This window comes from Quadrisphaera sp. DVD1 (assembly GCF_058932755.1).
Genome location: NZ_JBZYWI010000002.1, coordinates 14,823 through 34,105, shown reverse-complemented (window position 1 = coordinate 34,105; position 19,283 = coordinate 14,823). Strand labels below are relative to the sequence as shown.

Below are 19,283 nucleotides of genomic sequence, written 5' to 3'. Positions count from 1 at the left end.
AGTACGCCGCGCCCCAGAACAGCGGCAAGCGCTTCCCGAGCCCGCCCAGGACGGCCGGGGCACGCCATACTGGGCGCGCACGCCGGTCCCGCAGCCAGGAGGAGAGCCATGGACAGCCCCGCGACGCTGGCCGAGGTGGCCCGGGTCGCCGGCGTCTCGCTCGCCACGGCCTCGCGCGTGCTGAACGGTGGGCCGCGCCGCCCCCGCGAGGACCTGCGCACCCGCGTGCTCGACGCCGCCGGGCGGCTGCAGTACACGCCCAACGCCGCCGCCCAGGCGGTGGCCCGCGGGCAGACGACCGTCGTGGGCCTGGTCGTCCAGGACCTCGGCGACCCCTACTTCTCCGCCATCGCCGCGGGCGTGGTGCAGGCGGCGGACGAGCAGGGCCTCGTGACCACCATCTGCGACACCCGGCGCGACCCGGCGCGGGAGGTGCGGTACCTGGCGTCCCTGCGCCAGCAGCGCGCGCGGGCGGTGATCCTGGCCGGCAGCCGCACGGAGGACGCGCGCACGGCCGGCCTCCTGGCGGAGGAGGTGGAGGCCTTCCGGGCCTCCGGCGGGCGGGTCACCCTGATCAGCCAGCAGCGCTACGCCGCCGACACCGTCCTCGTGGAGAACCGCGCCGGCTCCCGGGCGCTGGCCGAGGAGCTGGTGCGGCTCGGCCACCGCGACTTCGCCGTGCTGGCGGGGCCCGCCGACCTGCGCACCTCCAGCGACCGGCTGACCGGCTTCCGGGAGGGCCTGGCCCGCGCCGGAGCGTCGCTGGCCCCGGGCCGGGTGCTGCGCGAGGACTTCACGCGCGACGGCGGCTACCGCGCGGCGCGGGCCTTCCTCGCGTCCGGCCTGAGCGCGTCGTGCCTGTTCGCCGTCAACGACGTCATGGCCGTCGGCGCCATGGCGGCGCTGCGCGACGCCGGGCTGCGCCTGCCCGAGGACCTCGCCGTGGCGGGCTTCGACGACATCGCCACCCTGCGCGACGTCGTGCCGGCGCTGACCACGGTGCACCTGCCGCTGGAGCGCCTCGGCGCCGAGGCGCTCGCCCTGGCGGTCGCCGAGCCGTCCACCGACGGGCGCCCCCGCCTGCGCCGCGTCGGCGGCACGGTCGTCGTGCGCGAGAGCACTCCCGCGCTCCGCTGACCGACCTCCCCGGGCGCCTTGTCCCCCCGGCGCCCGCACGGCTATCGTCCTCGGAAACCGCTTTCCGAAGGAGCCGCCATGCCCAGGACCGTGACCGTGATCCTCAACGGGGTCACCGGCCGGATGGGGTACCGCCAGCACCTCGTCCGCTCCGTGCTCGCGATCCGCGAGCAGGGAGGCGTCCAGCTCGCCTCGGGCGAGCGGGTGCAGGTCGAGCCGGTGCTCGTCGGGCGCAGCGCCGACAAGCTGCGCGACATCGCCGACCGGCACGGCCTGACCCGCTGGACGACGGACCTGCAGGAGGCGCTGGCCGACGAGGCGGCGAGCGTGTACTTCGACGCCCAGGTCACCTCCCAGCGCGAGGAGGCCGTGCTCGCGGCCATCGCCGCCGGCAAGCACGTGTACGTGGAGAAGCCGATCGCCGAGTCCCTGGACGGCGCGCTCGCCCTGGCGCGGGCCGCCCGCGACGCCGGCGTCAAGAACGGCGTCGTCCACGACAAGCTCTACCTGCCGGGCCTGGTCAAGCTCAAGCGGCTGGTGGACGCGGGCTTCTTCGGCCAGGTGCTGAGCGTGCGCGGGGAGTTCGGCTACTGGGTCTTCGAGGGCGACTGGCAGGCGGCGCAGCGGCCGAGCTGGAACTACCGCCGCGAGGACGGCGGCGGCATCGTCCTCGACATGTTCCCGCACTGGCAGTACGTGCTGGAGAACCTCTTCGGCCGGGTCCGCGCCGTCACCGCCCACGTGGCGACCCACGTGCCGGAGCGCACCGACGAGCAGGGGCGCCCCTACCCCGCCACCGCCGACGACGCCGCCTACGGCATCTTCGAGCTCGAGGGCGGGGTCGTCGCCCAGATCAACTCCTCGTGGGCCGTGCGCGTGCACCGCGACGAGCTCGTCGAGTTCCAGGTGGACGGCGTCGAGGGCAGCGCCGTGGCCGGCCTGCGCCGGTGCGAGGTGCAGCACCGTGCGACCACGCCGATGGCGGTCTGGAACCCCGACCTGCCCGACCCCGTGGACCACCGGGCCGGCTGGCAGGTCGTCCCCGACAACGGCGTCTTCGACAACGGCTTCAAGCTGCAGTGGGAGCACTTCCTGCGCCACGTCCTCGAGGACGAGCCGCACCCCTACGACTTCCTCTCCGGGGCGCGCGGCAGCCAGCTCGCCGAGCTGGGCCTGCGCTCCTCCGAGCAGGGCCGCCGCCTCGAGGTCCCGGAGCTGGAGCTGTGAGCGCCACCGTGCGGCTGCCCCGGCCCGACGGGACGCTGGAGCAGGTGGTGATGCGCGAGCCCGGGGCCTGGACGCCGCCCTCGCGCCCGCTGGCGAGCCGCGTGGCGTACGCGGCGGCGCACGTCGTGGCCAGCCCCCTGGGGGACAACTCCCCCGGCCGGCCGGCCGTCGTCGACTGGGACGCGACCCTGGCCGTGCGCCGGGAGCTGTGGAGCTGGGGCCTGGGCGTCGCCGACGCCATGGACACCGCGCAGCGCGGCATGGGCCTGGACTGGGCGGCCACCCGCGAGCTGGTGCGCCGCAGCGCCGCGGAGGCCGCCGCGTGCGGTGGCCGCCTCGTCGTCGGGGTGTCCACGGACCAGGTCCCCGAGCGTCTCCCGGACCTGGCCGCCGTCGTGGCCGCCTACGAGGAGCAGCTGGAGGTGGCCGAGACGGCCGGGGCCGTCCCCGTCCTCATGGCCAGCCGCCACCTCGCCGCGCTCGGCGCGAGCGCCGAGGACTACCTGCACGTGTACGGGCGCCTCCTGGAGCAGGTGCGCGGCCCCGTCGTCCTGCACTGGCTCGGCGACGTCTTCGACCCCGCCCTGGCCGGCTACTGGGGGTCGGCGGACCTCGACGAGGCCACGCGGACGTTCGTCGCCCTCGTGCGCGCCCACGAGGCGGCCGTGGACGGCGTGAAGGTCTCCCTCCTCGACGCCGCCCGGGAGGTGGGCCTGCGCGAGCTGCTCCCGCCGTCGGTGAAGGTCTACACCGGCGACGACTACCACTACCCCGAGCTCATCCGCGGCGAGGGCGGTCGGTACAGCCACGCCCTGCTGGGCGCCTTCGCGGCCATCGCCCCGGCGGCGTCCACGGCGCTGCAGCACCTCGACCGCGGGGACGAGGACGCCTTCAGCGCCGTGCTCGAGGCCACGGTGCCGCTGTCGCGCCACGTGTTCTCCACGCCCACCCCGTACTACAAGACCGGGATCGCCTTCCTCGCGTGGCTCAACGGCCTCCAGCCGGGCTTCACCATGGTCGGCGGCCTGCAGAGCGGTCGCAGCGTCCCGCACCTGGTGGAGACCTTCCGCCTCGCCGACGCCGCCGGCCTGCTGCGCGACCCCGACCTCGCGGCCGCGCGGGTCACCGCGTTCCTCACGGTCTCCGGAGCGCTGTCGTGACCGCCGTGGCGAGCCCCGGGTCCCTCGCCGCCGCGGGCCTGGACCGGCTCTCGCTCAACCAGGCCACGACGAAGTCGTGGACGCTGCACCAGGCGGTGGACGGCTGCGCCCGCGCCGGCCTGCCGGCGATCGGCCTGTGGCGCGACCGGGTCCAGGAGGTCGGCGCTGCCGCCGCCGCGAAGGTCGTCGCCGACGCGGGGCTGCGGGTGTCCTCGCTGTGCCGCGGCGGGTTCGTCACCGGGGAGGGCGAGGACCGGCGCGCGGCGCTCGAGGACAACCGGCGCGCGGTCGACGAGGCGGCCGCGGTGGGCGCCCCCTGCGTGGTGCTCGTCGTCGGAGGGCTGCCGCACGGCTCCCGCGACCTCGTCGGGGCCCGCGAGCGCGTGGCGAGCGCCGTGCACGAGCTCGCGGCGCACGCCGCCGGCTCGGGGGTGCGCCTGGCCCTGGAGCCGCTGCACCCCATGTACTGCGCCGACCGCGCGGTGCTGTCCACGCTCGGGCAGGCGCTGGACCTCGCCGAGCAGCTCCCCGAGGAGCAGGTCGGCGTGGTCGTGGACACCTTCCACGTCTGGTGGGACCCGCAGGTGGAGGCCCAGATCGCCCGGGCCGGGTCGCGGATCGCCAGCTTCCAGGTCTGCGACTTCCTCACCCCGCTGCCGGCCGACGTCCTCATGGGGCGCGGGATGATGGGCGACGGGCACATCGACTTCCCGCCCCTGCGCCGCGCCGTCGAGGCCGCCGGCTACACCGGCGACGTCGAGGTGGAGATCTTCAACACCGATGTGTGGGCGGCGGACCCGGACGAGGTCGTGGCGCTGCTGAAGCGGCGCTACGCGGAGCTGGTCCTCGCGGACTGACCACCCGGTCCCCCGCTGACCCCCACGACGGCCAGGACCCGGTCGGCCACCGCGGCCGGCTCCTGGCCGTCGGTGTCCACGGCCGCCGTGGCGACCTGCTCGTAGAGCGGACGCCGGGCGGCGAGCAGCGCCTCCCACCGGGCTCGTGCGCCTCCGTCGTCGCCGGCCAGCAGGGGCCGGGTCGCGTCGCCGGCCAGGCGCCGCGCCACCGAGGCCCACGAAGCGCGCAGCAGCACCACGCGGTGGCCGGCGAGGTCCGCCCGCACCGCCTCGGACAGCACCGCTCCCCCGCCCAGCGACAGGACGCCGTCGTGCTCGGCCAGCGCGGCCCGGACGGCGTCCTCCTCACGACGGCGGAAGCCCGCCTCCCCCTCGGCGGCGAAGACCTCCGCGACCGAGCGGCCGGCGGCCACCTCCACGTCGGCGTCGGTGTCGCGCAGCGGGACGCCGAGCCGCTGGGCCACCAGGGCCCCCACGGCGGACTTGCCCGACCCCATCGGGCCCACGAGGACGACGCGCGGCGCCACCGCGAGCGCCTCAGGACCCGCTGGAGCGCAGCAGCTCGGGGATGGCCGCGAGGTAGCCGGCCAGGTTGCGCGCGGTCTCCCCCACCGAGTCGCCGCCGAACTTCTCCAGCAGCGCGTCGGCCAGCACCAGCGCCACCATGGCCTCGGCCACGACGCCGGCGGCGGGCACGGCGCACACGTCGGAGCGCTGGTGGTGGGCCGTGGTGGCCTCGCCGGTGGCGACGTCGACGGTCGCCAGGGCGCGCGGCACGGTGGCGATGGGCTTCATCGCCGCCCGCACGCGCAGCACCTCGCCGGTGCTCATGCCGCCCTCGGTGCCCCCGGCGCGGCCGGTGCGGCGGCGCAGGACGCCGTCCGCGCTCTCGATCTCGTCGTGCGCGGCCGAGCCGCGGCGGGCCGCGGTGCGGAAGCCGTCACCGACCTCGACGCCCTTGATCGCCTGGATGCCCATGAGCGCGCCGGCCAGGCGGCCGTCGAGGCGCCGGTCCCAGTGCACGTGGCTGCCCAGGCCCGGCGGCAGGCCGTAGGCGAGCACCTCCACGACGCCGCCGAGGGTCTCGCCCTCCTTGTGGCAGGCGTCGACCTCCTCGACCATCCGCGCGGACGTCGTCGCGTCGGCGCAGCGCAGCGGGTCGGCGTCCAGGGCGGCGACGTCGTCCGGGCCGGGCAGCGGGGCGTCGTCGGGGACGCCGACCGGCCCGAGGGAGACGGTGTGGCTGACCAGGCGGACGCCGGCGGCCTGCTCGAGGAGGGCGGCGGCCACCGAGCCGAGCGCGACGCGGGCCGCGGTCTCGCGGGCGCTGGCGCGCTCGAGGACGGGCCGGGCCTCGTCGAAGGCGTACTTCTGCATGCCGACGAGGTCGGCGTGGCCGGGCCGGGGCCGGGTGAGGGCGGCGTTGCGGCCGGTGGTCTTGAGCAGCGAGGGGTCGACCGGGTCGGGCGACATCACCGTCTCCCACTTGGGCCACTCGGTGTTGCCGACCTCGATCGCCACCGGGCCGCCCTGGGTGAGGCCGTGGCGCACGCCGCCGAGGATCCGGACGGCGTCCTGCTCGAACGCCATCCGGGCGCCCCGGCCGTAGCCGAGGCGCCGGCGGGCCAGCGCGGCCCGCACGTCGTCGGACGTCACCGCCACCCCGGACGGCACCCCCTCGAGGATCCCGACGAGGGCGGGTCCGTGGGACTCTCCAGCGGTCAGCCAGCGCAGCACGCCGCCATCGTCCCACGGGCGCGGAGCCCGGGTGATCGTCAGCCGGCGAGCGGGTCCAGCGCCTCGCTGCAGTAGGCGTCCACGTCCGAGCCTCGCTGGCTGAACGCGGTCATCGCCTCGATCGACTCCTCCTCGCCCTTGATGAGGGTCTCCCGGCTCGACGCCGCACCCTGTGCGAGCGCCTGGACCAGCGACTTGAGGCCTTCGTCCGTGACGGTCTCACTCAGGTCCGTCAGCACGACGACGTACCGGCCCATGTCGTGACCCCGGCTGATCGGCGCACCCTTGGAGATGGCGTCCGCACCGAGCCCGTCGATGGCGTTGTACGCCGCGATGGCCGTGTTGCAGGCGGCGGCCAGGTCGGAGTCCCCGCCCGTCGGGGTCGCCGAGGGCGCTGTCGTGCCGGAGGTCGAGGGCGTCGCAGGCGTCCCGGCCACCGTGTTCGGCACGGCGACGACGCCCGAGCTGACGAGGACGCCGGAGCTGGCGCCGACCGCGTCCGCCGAGGGGGTGACCAGGGCCGCGAAGAGGTTCCGGCTGGCCACCGGCGCGGTGTCCGCGGGCGCGAGCGACGGCGAGGGCGTGGCGGTCGGCACGGGGGCCGGGAGCACCAGGCCGGCGGCCACGTCGTCGCTCGGGGCGCCGAGCCCGACGACCGCGTAGCCGCCGGCGGCGACCGCCACGGCGGCCAGCGCGGAGACCAGGACCAGGGTGCGCCGGCGGGAGCCGGTGGCGGGGGCACCGGCGGACGGGGCCACCGGTGCTGGTGGCGGGGTCGGCTCCTGCGGGGCGCCGAAGGTCGAGAAGCTCATGGGAGTCTCCGTTTCGAGGGCGCGGTCAGGAGGCCGCGGCAGCGGCGTCGGGGAGCACGAAGGCGAGGGTGGTCACCGTCAGGGTCACGTCGCCGTTGACGGTGGCGGGCTTGCCGCCACCGGCGGCGGCCGGCACCTCGGCGACGACGGCCAGGTCGGTGACGAGCAGGTCGCGGGTGCCGGACTGCAGCCCCTGGAGGAAGACCTGCGCCTGGGCGAGCGCCCCGACGACCTGGATCTCCACGGGCGTCGGCACGGCCGCCCCGGCGACAGCCGGTGCAGCAGCGGCCGGGTCGGTGGTCGCGGCAGCGCCGTCCGTGGTCGCGGCGGTGGCCGTGCCGTCGGTGGCGGGCGCCTCGGCGACCTCCACGGCCGGGGCGGCGACGGCGCCGGGCGTCGACGGGGAGACGGACATGAGCGTCACCCCCGCCTGCTCGGCCTCGGCCGCGACCTGGCGGGTCAGCGTCGACAGCGCGAGCTCGGCCGGCAGGGCCTCCTGGGCCGCCGCGAGCTCGGCCTGGCGGTCCGGCAGCTCCACGAAGGCGGCGCGCAGCTGCTCCACGGAGGCGGCGAGCACGTCGTTGGCGACCTCGGTGGAGGCGGCCTCGGCGGTGAGCTCCGCGGCGTCGGCGCGCTGCGGGCCGATGACGCCGAACCACGCCGCGGCGACCAGCACGACGGCGGTCCCGGCGGCTCCGGCCACCCACGTGCGGGTGCTGGTGCTGGTGACCATGTCAGTCGGCCTTCCGGTCGTAGCGGTGCGAGAGCGCGTCGGGGACGACGCCGACGGTGGACGTGAACTCGACCACCGGCTCCTGCTCGATCTCGTTGCGCGTGGCGATGCTGTAGCGCGGGTCGGCGAGGCCGGGGACGTCGGCCAGGCCGTCGAGCCAGGCGGCGACGTCCTCGTAGCTGCCGCCCTTGCCGGTGAAGGTGATCGTGGCCAGCGCCGGCTCGGCCAGCGGGTCGAGCGCCTCGGCGGCGGTGCCGCCGGCGGTGGCCGAGGGCACCAGGCTCAGGCCCAGGTCGTCGAGCCAGACCCCGGCCGGGGCGCGGCCGCTGATCTCGTCCAGGTAGGACGCCCACAGCACGTCGCCGGCCATGGCCTGGGCGCGGGCGCCCTCGATCCGGTCCAGCTGCGCCTGCACCCGGCTCACCTCGGCGAACTCGGCCTGCTCGGCCTGCAGCGCGGCGCTGCGGGACTGCGCCTGCGCCAGGTCGGCCTGCGCCAGCGACGCGGACCCCCGGGTCAGGACGGCGGCCACGGCGAGGGCCAGCAGCACGAGCACGAGCCCCACGGCCAGCAGCTGCTGGACGTGGCGCAGCCGGCGCCCGGCGCGGATCTCCGGCGGCAGCAGGTCCACGCGCGGCAGCCGGTAGCCGGAGGCGGGCCACGGGTCGGGGACGGCGAGCTCCTGCGTGGGCGCCTCCTGCGGGGTCAGCGCGCTCATCGCGCACCGCCCATGGCCAGGCCGACGGGCACGGCGACCCGGGGTGCGAGCGCCGCGACCTCGTCGGGGCTCAGCTTGTGGCGGCCGTCGCGGAGGCCCGAGAGGGAGTCCCCTCGCAGCACCGGCACGCGGGTGGCGTCGGCCAGCCGCTCGGCCAGCCCGTCGAGCAGCGATCCGCCGCCGGAGACGACCAGCCGCTGCACGGGGCTGTGCGGGTGTCCGGTGTCGTAGTAGTCCAGGGAGCCGCGGATCTCGTCCACCAGCGCCTGGCTGGCGTCGGTGACCACCGCACCGGTGGGCACCGGGCCGTCGGCGGCGGCGTCCGCGCGGTGGGACTGCTTGACCCCCTCGGCCTGCTCCGGCGTGAGGCCGAGGAGCTCGGCCACCGTCTCGGTGACCTCTTGGCCGCCCATGAGCAGGATGCGCACGAACTGCGGCACGCCGCCGGTGTGCACGACGATGTTGGTCACGCGGGCGCCGACGTCGACGAGGGCCTCGGTCTCGACGTCGACGTCGAGGCGGGCGCCGAGCGAGCGCAGCACCGCGAACGGCGTCAGGTCGACCGAGTCCACGACCAGCCCGGCGGCCTGCACGCAGGTCACGTTGCCGAGCAGCATCTCCTTGGACGCCGCGACGAGCAGGCCGCGCATCACCGGCGCGCCGGCGGAGTCGTGGAGGTCCTCGAGCTTGTGGAAGTCCAGGACCGCCTCCTCCACCGGCATCGGCAGCAGGTCCTGCACCTGGAAGGGCAGGGCGGCGGCCAGGTCGGCGTCGGGCATCGCGGGCAGGTCGGTCTGGCGGACGACGACGCGCTGGTTCGCGACGCCGAGCACGACGTGCTTGGAGCGGAACCGGGTGCTCGACCACAGCTGGCGCAGCGCGGCGGTGACCACGGGGGCGTCCAGGACCTCGCCGTCGCGCACGGCGCCCTCGGGCAGGAGGACCTGGCCCAGGGCTCGCAGGGTCACCCCGTCCCTGCCGAACGACAGCTCGGCGGCGCGGACGGCGGTGCTGCCGATGTCCAGGCCGATGGCGGTGCGTGCTGGCACGTCGTGCTCCTTCTCCGCGGCGGGCGCAGCTCCGAGGGAGCCGCTCAGGAGGAAGATCGGCGCGCTCCCCCCGATCTTGAGGGCTAGAGGCCGAGCAGCCCGAGGTACCAGCCGGCGACGGCGTCCCCGGCGGCCAGGCCCACGGCGGCGCCGAGCAGCATGAACGGCCCGAAGGGCAGGTGGCTGCGGCGACCGGCCCGGCGGGCGGCGACCAGCGCGAGCCCCACGAGCCCACCGGTGAGGAAGCCGGCGAAGGCCCCGACGACGAGGGCCGCCCACCCGTGCCAGGCGAGGACCATCCCCAGCACCCCGGCGAGCTTGACGTCGCCGAAGCCCATGCCGCCGGGCCTGGCCACGGCGAGCGCGAAGTAGAAGGCGAACAGCGCCGCCGCGCCGATCGCGGCGCGCAGGGCGGCGTCCCACTCCCCCTCCAGCGCGCTGGCGCCGACGAGCAGCACCGCGAGCACGGGGTAGCTGGGCAGGACGATCGCGTCGGGCAGGCGGTGGACGTCGAGGTCGATGAGGGCCAGCGCCACCGCCACGGCCGCCAGGTAGAGGTAGGCCGGCAGGTGCCAGGTCGGGCCGGCCCACCAGGCGGTGAGCCCGAAGGCGGCGGCGGTGCCGGCCTCGACGAGCGGGTAGCGGGCGCTGATGCCCGTGCGGCAGTGCCGGCACCGGCCTCGGAGCACCAGCCAGCTCAGCACCGGCACGTTGTCGCGCGGGCTGATCGCCGTGCCGCACACCGGGCAGGCGCTCGGCGGGTGCACCACGGACTCCTCGCGCGGCACCCGGTGGATGACGACGTTGAGGAACGAGCCGATGAGCAGGCCGAGGACGGCGCAGGCGGCGACCAGGGCGGCGAGGGTGCTCACGGCGTCAGCCGGTGGTGGCGTCGGTCTTGCCCAGGCTGCTGGGGCTGTACGCCGTCGCGGTCAGGCCGGGCGGCAGCGCTGCTGCGTCGTAGCCGAAGCTCAGGGCGCCGGTGAGGCTCGTCCGGCAGGCGGCGATGGCTCCGGTCATCGTCACGCTGCCGGCGAGGGTCGTCGTCCCGGGCGTGTAGATGAACATCGAGATGCCGGCGTTGAGCTTCGTCACGCCGCGGAAGGCGACGGTGGAGGCCGTCGCTCCGCTGCTGCCGCACACGTCGGTGGTGCTGCTGGCCGGGATGATCACCCGGAGCGTGTGGGGCTTCCCGTCGAGGCTGAACACCTCGAAGTTCGTGGAGTCGAAGGCGTTGGCGAACAGCGTCACGTCGCTCTGCACGAACATGCGCAGGTTCTGCAGGGTGAAGACGGGGCAGACGGCGCCGTTGTTCTTCCTGCCGTCGATCACCGTCGGCTTCGGCGGGAAGTAGTAGTCCGAGTAGAGGGTGTTCGAGCAGCTGCCCCCGAGCTGCGCCGGGTACACGAACTGCGCACCGTCCCAGTCGGCCTGGTCGTAGGCCAGGTAGGGCATGACCTCGTCCGGAGGCGTCGGCGGCTTCTTGACGTTGCCGCCCCCCTGCACCTTGCACTGCTTCTTGTCGGTCGACTCCGCCACGACGTCACCCACGACCACCGCGCCCTCCGGGCACGCCAGGACGCCGTCCGTGTAGAGGTTGCCCGTGATGACGGCGTCGAGCGGCAGGGACACCGGCGCCGGGCTGTAGAGGGCGTAGTCCGTCGTGTTGGGCGCGTCGAGGAGCATCACCGCCTCCGTGGAGCGCCTCGACGTCGTGGCCCCGACGGTGTGCGTTGCCGTCGCGGTCACCTCGACCTTGACGTACGGCACGCGGTTCGTCAGCGGGCAGGCGTCGGGAGTGGTCCGGGGCGTCTTGCGGTCGGCCTGGCTGCGGTAGAAGCGGAAGCGCACGTCGACCGACATCGTCCCCGTGGCCGCGCGCACCGGCCGGCCGAGGACGTCGCACGTGATGGTCGCGCTCTGGGTGCGGATGTCGAGGCCCTTGAGGGTGAGGAGCGCCTCGTCGAGCGCCCCCTCGGCGGCGGACTGCGCGTCGGTGCGCGCCTGCGCGCGGCCCGCGTCCTGGGCGCTGCGCACGGCCACGGCGGTCACCGTGGTGGCGAGGAGCAGGCACACCGAGGCCATGACGATCGCGGCGAGCAGGGTGAACCCCTCGTCGCCGCGGCGGGCGCGGCCCAGCAGCGCGCGCAGGGCGCGCGCGCGTCGTGTGGTCCCGGTCATCGTCTCGTCCGGTCCTCTCAGCTGTAGACGGCGCAGGCGGGGACGCCGCGGAGCACGCCGGACGTGGACCGGCCGACGGCGTTGGTGGGGATGGCGTTGCGCGGCGTGAGGACGCTGTCGACCGTGACGTCCTTGCCGACGCCCTTCCCCGTGCCGCGCCGGGCCACGAGGTGCACGGCCACGGACGAGGCGCTGGTCGTCGCGGTGGGATCGGCCGCGGTGGCGGACGTGTTCGGGCTGACCACGAACCTGGCCGCGTCGGTCAGGCCGGAGGCCACCACGGGCGCGCTCGCCCACGCCGGGCGCGTGGGGTTGGTGCTGGCGGTGAACGCCCGGGTGCGCAGGACGCTCCCGTCGATCTTGAACTGGACGCACCGTCCGGTCACCGTCCGCGGCGACCCGGTCGGGAGGATCGGGTCGCCGCTGGCGTCCAGCGCCGTCCAGTAGCCGAACGCGCGCCCGTCGGTCGCGGCCGCCGGCAGCGGCCCGTACCCGGCGCGCACCTGGCGCTCCAGCGTCTGCAGCGCGAGCCGGACGTCGCCGGTGGCGTCGGCCGTCCGCGCGGTGCTCTCCGTGCGCGTCTGCGCGCCGATGACGACGGCGAACACGAGCGGCAGGACCGTGGCGGCGATGACCATGGTGACGAGCAGCTCGACGAGGGTGAGCCCCTCGTCGGCGGGCCCGGCCGGGCGCCGGAGGCGGGCGGTCACGACTGCACCGCCACCGGGGCGGCGACCTGGGTGCGCACGGCCACCCGGCGCGGGGCGGCGCCGGTGCTCGGGGCGGACCACGTGGTGACGGCCGCCAGCCCGACCAGCACGGTGCTCGCCGACGCGGGCGCGATGACGTACAGGCGGGTGGTGTAGCGCCCGTCGGGCGAGGTCCAGGTCAGCAGCGCCGAGTCCGGGGCGGTGCCGTTCGACGGGGCCCTCAGCGCCTCGGCCGCCCCGTTCCCGAGGGTGAGCGTGCAGGACGACGTGCAGGCGGCCACACCGGCATCGCCGGCGTCCGGTCGGCGGCCCTTGCTGACCGCGGTGAACCCGGCGTCGGTGGCGGCACGCGCACGCACCCGCTCGACCGCCTGCTGCGCGTACGCCGTGGCCTGCTGGCGCTGCGCCGCCGCGGTGACGGCGCCGAGCGCCTTCGCCTGCACCGGGACCAGGGCGAGCAGGGCCACGGTGAGGACGAGGATCGAGACGATCACCTCGACCAGGCTGAACCCCTCGTCGTCCCCGGGAGGACGGCGGAAGAGCCGGGTGGTGTCCATGCGGTCCTCCTCACGGGCGGTCGGGCTGGTCGGGTGGGTCAGGTGCGGTGACGCCGACGGGCGGCTGCCTGGTGGCAACCGCCCGTCGGCGTCAGGTGGATCAGGCGGTGACGTTGCAGGCCTTCTCAGCAGGGCCGGCCTGGGTGTACTTGAACACCGAGCCGCTCTTGCTGGTCACGGCGACGCACCAGTTGGTCGAGCTGGCGAAACGGGCACGCGCGGCTGCATCGGTCGGCAGGTACGCGTCCTTGGAGAGCGTGCCCTCCAGCATGCGAGTGCCGGTCTTCGACGTCGCCATCCACCAGGAGCCGTTCTCCGTCGTGCTGGGCTCGTTGAACAGGTCCTGGTTCGTCACTGGACCGTTGTCCACGAAGTAGGTGGCGACCTCGCGGCCGATGTTCGCGACGTCGGACTTCGCGGCGGCGTCGTAGGCCTTGTTCCGCTGGTTCAGGAAGGTCGGGACCGCGATGGCGGTCAGGATGCCGAGGATGGCGATGACGACCAGGAGCTCGACGAGGGTGAAGCCCTTGTCCTTCTCCTCGACGGTCCTGCGGATGCGAGCGATCATGCTTTCTGCTCCTTGGCTGTGCGATGGAGCCGCCCGCATCTGGCACGGCTCTCTGACATGGGATTCATCGGACGGGACGGGGGCCTCTTGAGGCCGGGGTGCACATCACCGCGCGGCGCTGCGCCGAACGGGTGACGGCGCCCTCACTAGATGTGGTTGAACATGCTGAACATCGGCAGGTACATCGCCACGACGACGAAGCCGACGACACCGCCGAGGAACGCGATCATCAGCGGCTCGATGAGGCTGGTCAGGGCGTCGGACGTCGCCTCGACCTCGGCGTCGTAGAACTCGGCCGCCTTCTCGAGCATCGCGTCGGTGGCACCCGTGTCCTCGCCCACGGCGAGCATGTGCACGACCATCGGCGGGAAGACGGGGTGGCGCGCCAGGGGGGCCGACAGGGACTCCCCGCGGCGCACGCTGTCCTGCACGTCGCGCACGGCGGCCTCGATGACGGCGTTGCCGCTGGCGCCGCCCACGACCTCCAGGCTCTGGAGGATGGGCACGCCGGAGCGGATCATCGTCGCGAGGTTGCGGGTGAACCGGCTGATGGCCACCTTGCGGGTCAGCTCGCCGAAGACCGGCACCTTGAGCAGGACCGGGTCGACCCTCGCCCGCACCCGCGGGTGCTGGCCGTAGCGCCGCCAGAGGACGGCGCCCGCGCCGGCGAGCACGAGCCCCAGGGGGGCCGCCCAGACCATGGCGTCGGAGGCGGCCACGAGCACGCGCGTCAGCAGCGGCAGCTCGGCGCCCAGACCCGCGAACATCGACGTGAAGATCGGGACGACGAAGAGCAGCATGCCGACGACCGCGAGGATCGCGATGACGAAGACGACCGCCGGGTAGGTCATCGCCGACTTGATCTTGCCGCGGAGCTTCAGCTCGGACTCGAGGTTGCTGGCGATCGACAGGAGGGTGGTGTCCAGGAACCCGCCGACCTCGCCGGCGCGGACCATGTTCACCACCAGCGGCGTGAACACCCGGGGGTGGCGGGCCAGCGCCGTGGACAGGCTGATGCCGGCCTCGACGTCGCCGCGCGCCGCCGCGAGCACCTTGGCCAGCGGCTTGCTCTCGCTCTGCTCGGCGAGGATCGCCAGGGCGCGCACCAGGGACAGGCCGGCACCGACCATGGTCGCCAGCTGGCGCGCCATGACGGTGAGGTCCTTGAGCCCGACCCGGTCGCTGCCGGGGAGGGTGATCTCGCGCTGCAGGCCGGTGCCGGCCTGCTTCACCGACAGGGGCGCGTAGCCCTGCTCCCGCAGGCGCCCGATGAGCGCCGACTGGTTGGGCGCGTCGAGCTTGCCGGTGATGAGCTTCCCGGAGCGGTCGCGGACGCGGTACTCGAAGGTCGTGGTGGTCGACATGGTCAGGGCCTCCCGGCCGTGCGGTGAGCGGCGGCGAGCGCGTTCGGGGACTTCTCCTGGGCCTGCGCGGGGGTGATCGCCCCGGTGCGCACGAGCTCGGCCAGGTGCTGGTCGAGGGTGTGCATCCCGTGCTGCGCGCCGGCCTGCATCGCGGAGGTGATCTGCGTGGTCTTGTTCTCCCGGATGAGGTTCCGGATCGCGGGGGTGGTCACCATGACCTCCGTGGCCACGACCCGGCCGCTGCCGTCGGCGGTCTTGCAGAGGGTCTGGCAGACCACGCCCTGCAGGACGCCGGCGAGCTGCACCCGCACCTGGGCCTGCTGGTCGGCCGGGAAGACGTCGACGATCCGGTCCACCGTCTGGGCGGCGTCCTGCGTGTGCAGGGTCGCGAAGACGAGGTGGCCGGTCTCGGCGGCGGTCAGGGCGACGGAGATGGTCTCCAGGTCGCGCAGCTCCCCCACGAGGATGATGTCCGGGTCCTGGCGCAGCACCTGCTTGAGCGCCGCGGCGTAGGACCAGGTGTCCACCCCGACCTCGCGCTGGTTGACCAGGCACGAGCGGTGGGAGTGGAGGAACTCGATGGGGTCCTCGACGGTCATGATGTGGTCGCGCCGGGTGCGGTTGGCGCGGTCGATCAGCGCCGCCAGGGTGGTCGACTTGCCCGAGCCGGTCGGCCCGGTGACGAGCACCAGGCCGCGCGGCAGGGTGGCGAAGGCGCCGATCGAGAGCGGGACGCCGAGGTCCTCCAGCGGCCGGATGTCGAAGGGGATGAGCCGGAACGCCGCCCCGACCGACGCGCGCTGGCGGTAGACGTTGACGCGGAAGCGCGCCCGCCCGGGCAGGGAGTGGGCGAAGTCCAGCTCGAGCGTCTCGGCGAACCGCGCGCGCTGGCGCTGGTCGAGCAGCCCCAGGACCGGCTCCTCGAGCGCCTGCGGGGTGAGGACGTCGAACTCCTCCAGCGGGTGCAGCTCGCCGTGCACGCGCACCATGGGGCGCGCCCCGGCCGTCAGGTGCAGGTCCGAGGCGCCAGCGGCGAGCATCGCCTCGAGAGCCGCCGTGATGTCCACCGGTCCGGCGCTGACCTCTGCGAGCGTCTCCACTCGGGCCTCCTCCTCCGGAGCGCAGCGGTCTGCGCCCCTCGACGCCTGTCCATCGGCTGAGCCGGTGGGGGGCTTGAGGGATCAGGGCCAGCGGGTCGTGCTCACCACTCCGAGACGCTGATGGCGTCCGTGATCCGGGGCATCAGGAGCTCCAGCCGGTCCTCGCCGACGACGCCGCCGGACACCTCCTCGACCGGCCGGCGGGGAGCCTCCGGTGAGGTCAGGCGCGTGGCGACCTCCATGGCCGTGCGCAGGCACACCGCCCACGGCGAGTCCGTGGCGTCGTCGCGGTCGACGTGGTGCAGCGCCTCGGCGAGGTCGCGCGGGAAGCTCCACGACGACAGGGCCGCCGCGGAGACCTCGGTGTGCCGGAACCCGTAGCGCTCGCGCTCGGCCGCCATGAGGGCCCTGCGCCCGCCGGTGGCGACCTCCTCCGAGGCCAGCAGGGCCGTGTAGCCCGCCACGTCGTGCTGGCACAGGATCGCCTGCCCGACCGAGGACAGCAGGCCCAGGCAGAACATGTCGGCCGTCGGCAGGCCGAAGGCGCCGGCCAGCTCCCCGGAGGCGACCGCGGTCGCCTTCGAGCGCGTCCAGAAGTCCTCCGGCAGGGCGTCGTCGGAGTCCAGGCCGGCCACCGCGACGGCGGCCATCGCGCGCACCGTGGAGAACCCGACGACGGTGACGGCGAAGACCACCGTGCCCACGCGCCCGCCGAGGCCGTAGTAGGCGCTGTTCGCCAGTCGCATCACCCGCGCGGTGAGGGTCACGTCGGCCATGAGGGCCTGCGCCAGCTCCTTGGAGCCGGCGTTGTCGTCGTCGGTCATCGCCACCACGCGCGCGGCGGCCGGGCGGCTGGCCGCGAGGTCGTCGACGGTGTCGAGCAGGTCGGCCAGGGTGACGCCGACGCCGTCCACGGCCTCCTCCGGCGCCTCGTGCACGGTCTCGCTCACGCCTGCTCCGCTCCTTCGGGGACGTCGGTGCCCGCGCGCCAGGCGACGAGCTGCTCGGAGGTCATCGGGCGCGCGTACAGCCAGCCCTGCGCCATGCGGCAGCCGAGCGCCTGCAGCAGGGGCACCTGGTCGAGGTGCTCGACGCCCTCGGCGATGGCCTCGAGCCCCAGGCTGTGCGCCAGGCCGACCACGGCCGTGGTCACCTCGGGGTGGCCCTCGCGCAGCTCCTGCACGAACGAGCGGTCCACCTTGAGGAAGTCGACCGGCAGCTGGCGCAGGTAGGCGAGCGAGGAGTAGCCGGTCCCGAAGTCGTCCACGGCGATGCGCACGCCGATCTCCTTGAGCCGCAGCAGCCGCTCGCGGCAGGCGAACGGCTCGGCCATGAGGGCCGACTCGGTGATCTCCAGGCACAGCAGGGACGGCGCCAGGCCGGTCTCGGCCAGCACCCCGCGCACCACGTCCACCACGCGCGGGTCCATCAGCTGGATCGCGGAGAGGTTGACGTTGACCTTGCCCGGGGCCCGCTCCCCCAGCAGCCCGACCCAGGAGGCCATCTGCCGGCACGCCTCGCGCAGCACGTGCACGCCGAGGACGTCGATGAGCCCGTTCTCCTCGGCGGCGCGGACCATGCGCTCGGGCTCGACCCAGCCGCGCTCGGGGTGGTGCCAGCGGACGAGGGCCTCCACGGCCGGCACCTCGTCGGGGTCGTCGATGGAGACCACCGGCTGGTAGACGACGGTGAGGGCCTCCTCGGCGAGCGCCTGGCGGAGGTCGGTGACCAGGGTGAGCGCCTCCCGGGCGTCGCGGCGGGCGGCCGCGTCGCACAGCGCGACGCGGTTGCGCCCGCTGGCCTTGGCCCGGTACATCGCGATGTCGCAGTCCTGGAGCACCTCCTCGGGGGTGCTGTGCTCGGGCATGACGCGGGCCACGCCCACGCTGCCGGTGACGCGGAAGACCACGCCGTCCAGGCTCAGGCCGGCCTGGAGCTGGCGCACGAGCTCCTCGGCCATCGCCAGGGCCGCGGCGTCGTCGGGCAGGCCGTCGCAGAGCACGACGAACTCGTCCCCGCCCCAGCGGGCCACGACGTCGCGCTCGCCGACGGCGGCGGTGAGCCGGCGGGCGACGGTGACCAGGAGGCGGTCGCCGGCGTCGTGGCCGAGGCTGTCGTTGACCAGCTTGAAGTTGTCCAGGTCGATGAACATGCACGTCATCGGGGAGGTGCGGCCGCTGCGGCGGCTCAGCCGCTCGGTCATCACCTCGATGAGGTGGTTGCGGTTGGGCAGGCCGGTGAGCGCGTCGTGGCGGGCCTGGTGGGAGAGCCGGTGCTCGAAGGCGCGGCGCTCGGTGACGTCCTCGACGGTGCCCACGAACCCCGCGCCCTGGCCGGGGTTGGACGCCGGGGCCAGGCGCAGGTGCACCCAGCGCTGCTCCCCGTCGGCGCGCACGATCCGCGCGGGCATCTCGGCGTCGGAGCCGGACAGCACGAGCTGCACGCACTCCACCACGCCGGACAGGTCGTCCTCGTGCACCCGCTCCAGCCACCCGGTGCCCAGCAGGGCGTCGGCGGTGCCTCCCATGAGGATGCAGAAGGCGTCGTTGACGTGCCCGAGCCGCATCCCGGCGTCGGAGAGCACGGTCGGCACGGGGCTGCGCTCGAACAGCGCCGCGAAGCGCCGCTCGTGCGCGGCCAGCGCCTCCTGCGCGGCCCGCTCGGCAGCGGTCTCCACCGCGCGCAGGGACAGCACCCACAGGCCGGTGGCCGGCGTGGGCACCGCCCGCAGGACGACGTCGACCCGCGAGCCGTCGGCGGCCTGGACGGTGATCGGTGCGGTGGCGGCGCGCTCGCGGCGCAGCACCTCCGGGCGGAAGCGGCCGGGCGCCACGGGGGCGAGCAGGCGGTGCACGGGGCGCCCGACCAGCTGGGCGCCCTCGGAGTGGAGCAGGTCCGCCGTGGCCCGGTTCGCCCAGACCACCGTGGCCGTCTCCAGCGCGAGCCGCACCCCGTCGGCGCACACGACGAGGATGGGCTCGGCGGCGTGGACCGCACCGTGGACCAGCGTGCGGACGACCTCCGGGAGCACCTCCTCACCGGCGTGCCGGCCGGCGGGGAACGCCAGCACCTGGGACGTCACGAGCTCTCCTCTGTCGATGACGGCCCCTCGGGGAACGGGGACCGCGGGGCGTGGAAGGACCACGGGAACGGGGCGGGGGTCGGGCGGTCTGGTCCGGGCAGGGCCTAGAGCGTGCGCATCGCCGCGGTGACCGCGGCGTGCATCTGCGGGGTGGGCCGGCTGGCGTGGGCCTCGACCGCGTGGACGGCGGCCCACCCGTGGACCTCCGCCGCGGTGGCAGCCGTCACGGCCGCGTCGCAGCCGGGGATGATGTCGCCGCAGGCGAAGGTCTTCACGGGTGGTCCTCCAGGT

The 19,283-nt window shown here is 75.0% G+C and carries 20 protein-coding genes; 4 read left to right on the top strand and 16 right to left on the bottom strand.

The window, feature by feature from the left end; genetic code table 11:
• The first annotated feature begins 108 nt into the window (after positions 1–108).
• The 4 genes from AC5FZL_RS00495 to AC5FZL_RS00480 all read left to right on the top strand — a co-directional run bounded on the left by AC5FZL_RS00495 (position 109) and on the right by AC5FZL_RS00480 (position 4,381).
• Positions 109–1,137 carry a LacI family DNA-binding transcriptional regulator gene (locus AC5FZL_RS00495; protein ID WP_493616597.1) on the top strand — a complete coding sequence of 343 codons (1,029 nt, stop codon included), beginning with the start codon at positions 109–111 and terminating at the stop codon, positions 1,135–1,137.
• 78 nt (positions 1,138–1,215) lie between these two features.
• A complete protein-coding gene (locus AC5FZL_RS00490) occupies positions 1,216–2,364 on the top strand; it encodes a Gfo/Idh/MocA family protein (protein ID WP_493616596.1) in 1,149 nt (382 codons plus the stop codon).
• Positions 2,361–3,524 carry a dihydrodipicolinate synthase family protein gene (locus AC5FZL_RS00485; protein WP_493616595.1) on the top strand — a complete coding sequence of 388 codons (1,164 nt, stop codon included), beginning with the start codon at positions 2,361–2,363 and terminating at the stop codon, positions 3,522–3,524. Before AC5FZL_RS00490 ends, AC5FZL_RS00485 begins: the two co-directional genes overlap by 4 nt.
• A 5-nt stretch (positions 3,525–3,529) precedes the next feature.
• Positions 3,530–4,381: a sugar phosphate isomerase/epimerase family protein gene (locus tag AC5FZL_RS00480; RefSeq protein ID WP_493616594.1), complete on the top strand. Its 852-nt coding sequence runs from the start codon at positions 3,530–3,532 to the stop codon at positions 4,379–4,381.
• On the opposite strand, the gene AC5FZL_RS00475 is transcribed toward AC5FZL_RS00480, so the two are convergent.
• From AC5FZL_RS00475 to AC5FZL_RS00400, 16 genes are all read right to left on the bottom strand, one after another.
• Positions 4,354–4,908, bottom strand: a complete 555-nt coding sequence (locus AC5FZL_RS00475) for a shikimate kinase (protein ID WP_493616593.1) — start codon at positions 4,906–4,908, stop codon at positions 4,354–4,356. The genes AC5FZL_RS00480 and AC5FZL_RS00475 overlap by 28 nt on opposite strands.
• A gap of 10 nt (positions 4,909–4,918) precedes the next feature.
• Complete coding sequence (gene aroC / locus AC5FZL_RS00470) at positions 4,919–6,118, bottom strand: chorismate synthase (RefSeq protein WP_493616592.1); 1,200 nt, start codon at positions 6,116–6,118, stop codon at positions 4,919–4,921.
• Between the two features lie 38 nt (positions 6,119–6,156).
• Positions 6,157–6,930, bottom strand: coding sequence for a hypothetical protein (locus AC5FZL_RS00465; RefSeq protein WP_493616591.1), 774 nt, complete (start codon positions 6,928–6,930; stop codon positions 6,157–6,159).
• A 25-nt stretch (positions 6,931–6,955) separates the two neighbouring features.
• On the bottom strand, positions 6,956–7,663 hold the full coding sequence (locus AC5FZL_RS00460; protein WP_493616590.1) for a hypothetical protein: 708 nt from the start codon (positions 7,661–7,663) through the stop codon (positions 6,956–6,958).
• A gap of 1 nt (position 7,664) precedes the next feature.
• Entirely contained in the window at positions 7,665–8,381 is a 717-nt protein-coding gene (locus AC5FZL_RS00455) for a PilN domain-containing protein (RefSeq protein WP_493616589.1), read from the bottom strand.
• The gene (gene pilM / locus AC5FZL_RS00450; protein ID WP_493616588.1) at positions 8,378–9,430 is read right to left on the bottom strand and encodes a type IV pilus assembly protein PilM; all 1,053 of its coding nucleotides are present in this window, start codon (positions 9,428–9,430) and stop codon (positions 8,378–8,380) included. Before pilM ends, AC5FZL_RS00455 begins: the two co-directional genes overlap by 4 nt.
• Positions 9,431–9,513: 83 nt before the next feature.
• Positions 9,514–10,302: a prepilin peptidase gene (locus tag AC5FZL_RS00445; RefSeq protein WP_493616587.1), complete on the bottom strand. Its 789-nt coding sequence runs from the start codon at positions 10,300–10,302 to the stop codon at positions 9,514–9,516.
• Positions 10,303–10,306: 4 nt separating this feature from the next.
• Positions 10,307–11,611 (bottom strand): hypothetical protein, encoded by a 1,305-nt coding sequence (locus AC5FZL_RS00440; protein WP_493616586.1) that lies wholly within the window; start codon positions 11,609–11,611, stop codon positions 10,307–10,309.
• 17 nt (positions 11,612–11,628) lie between these two features.
• Positions 11,629–12,321, bottom strand: coding sequence for a PilW family protein (locus AC5FZL_RS00435; RefSeq protein WP_493616585.1), 693 nt, complete (start codon positions 12,319–12,321; stop codon positions 11,629–11,631).
• The gene (locus tag AC5FZL_RS00430) at positions 12,318–12,878 is read right to left on the bottom strand and encodes a prepilin-type N-terminal cleavage/methylation domain-containing protein (RefSeq protein ID WP_493616584.1); all 561 of its coding nucleotides are present in this window, start codon (positions 12,876–12,878) and stop codon (positions 12,318–12,320) included. The genes AC5FZL_RS00435 and AC5FZL_RS00430 overlap by 4 nt, the downstream gene beginning before the upstream one ends.
• A 100-nt stretch (positions 12,879–12,978) precedes the next feature.
• A complete protein-coding gene (locus AC5FZL_RS00425) occupies positions 12,979–13,446 on the bottom strand; it encodes a type II secretion system protein (protein WP_493616583.1) in 468 nt (155 codons plus the stop codon).
• 146 nt (positions 13,447–13,592) lie between these two features.
• The gene (locus AC5FZL_RS00420) at positions 13,593–14,810 is read right to left on the bottom strand and encodes a type II secretion system F family protein (protein WP_493616582.1); all 1,218 of its coding nucleotides are present in this window, start codon (positions 14,808–14,810) and stop codon (positions 13,593–13,595) included.
• Between the two features lie 2 nt (positions 14,811–14,812).
• Positions 14,813–15,910 carry a type IV pilus twitching motility protein PilT gene (locus AC5FZL_RS00415; RefSeq protein ID WP_493616581.1) on the bottom strand — a complete coding sequence of 366 codons (1,098 nt, stop codon included), beginning with the start codon at positions 15,908–15,910 and terminating at the stop codon, positions 14,813–14,815.
• 101 nt (positions 15,911–16,011) lie between these two features.
• Entirely contained in the window at positions 16,012–16,860 is an 849-nt protein-coding gene (locus AC5FZL_RS00410) for an HDOD domain-containing protein (RefSeq protein WP_493616580.1), read from the bottom strand.
• Positions 16,857–18,992 carry a putative bifunctional diguanylate cyclase/phosphodiesterase gene (locus AC5FZL_RS00405; protein WP_493616579.1) on the bottom strand — a complete coding sequence of 712 codons (2,136 nt, stop codon included), beginning with the start codon at positions 18,990–18,992 and terminating at the stop codon, positions 16,857–16,859. The genes AC5FZL_RS00410 and AC5FZL_RS00405 overlap by 4 nt, the downstream gene beginning before the upstream one ends.
• Before the next feature lie 104 nt (positions 18,993–19,096).
• A complete protein-coding gene (locus AC5FZL_RS00400; RefSeq protein ID WP_493616578.1) occupies positions 19,097–19,267 on the bottom strand; it encodes a DUF1059 domain-containing protein in 171 nt (56 codons plus the stop codon).
• Between the last annotated feature and the right edge of the window lie 16 nt (positions 19,268–19,283).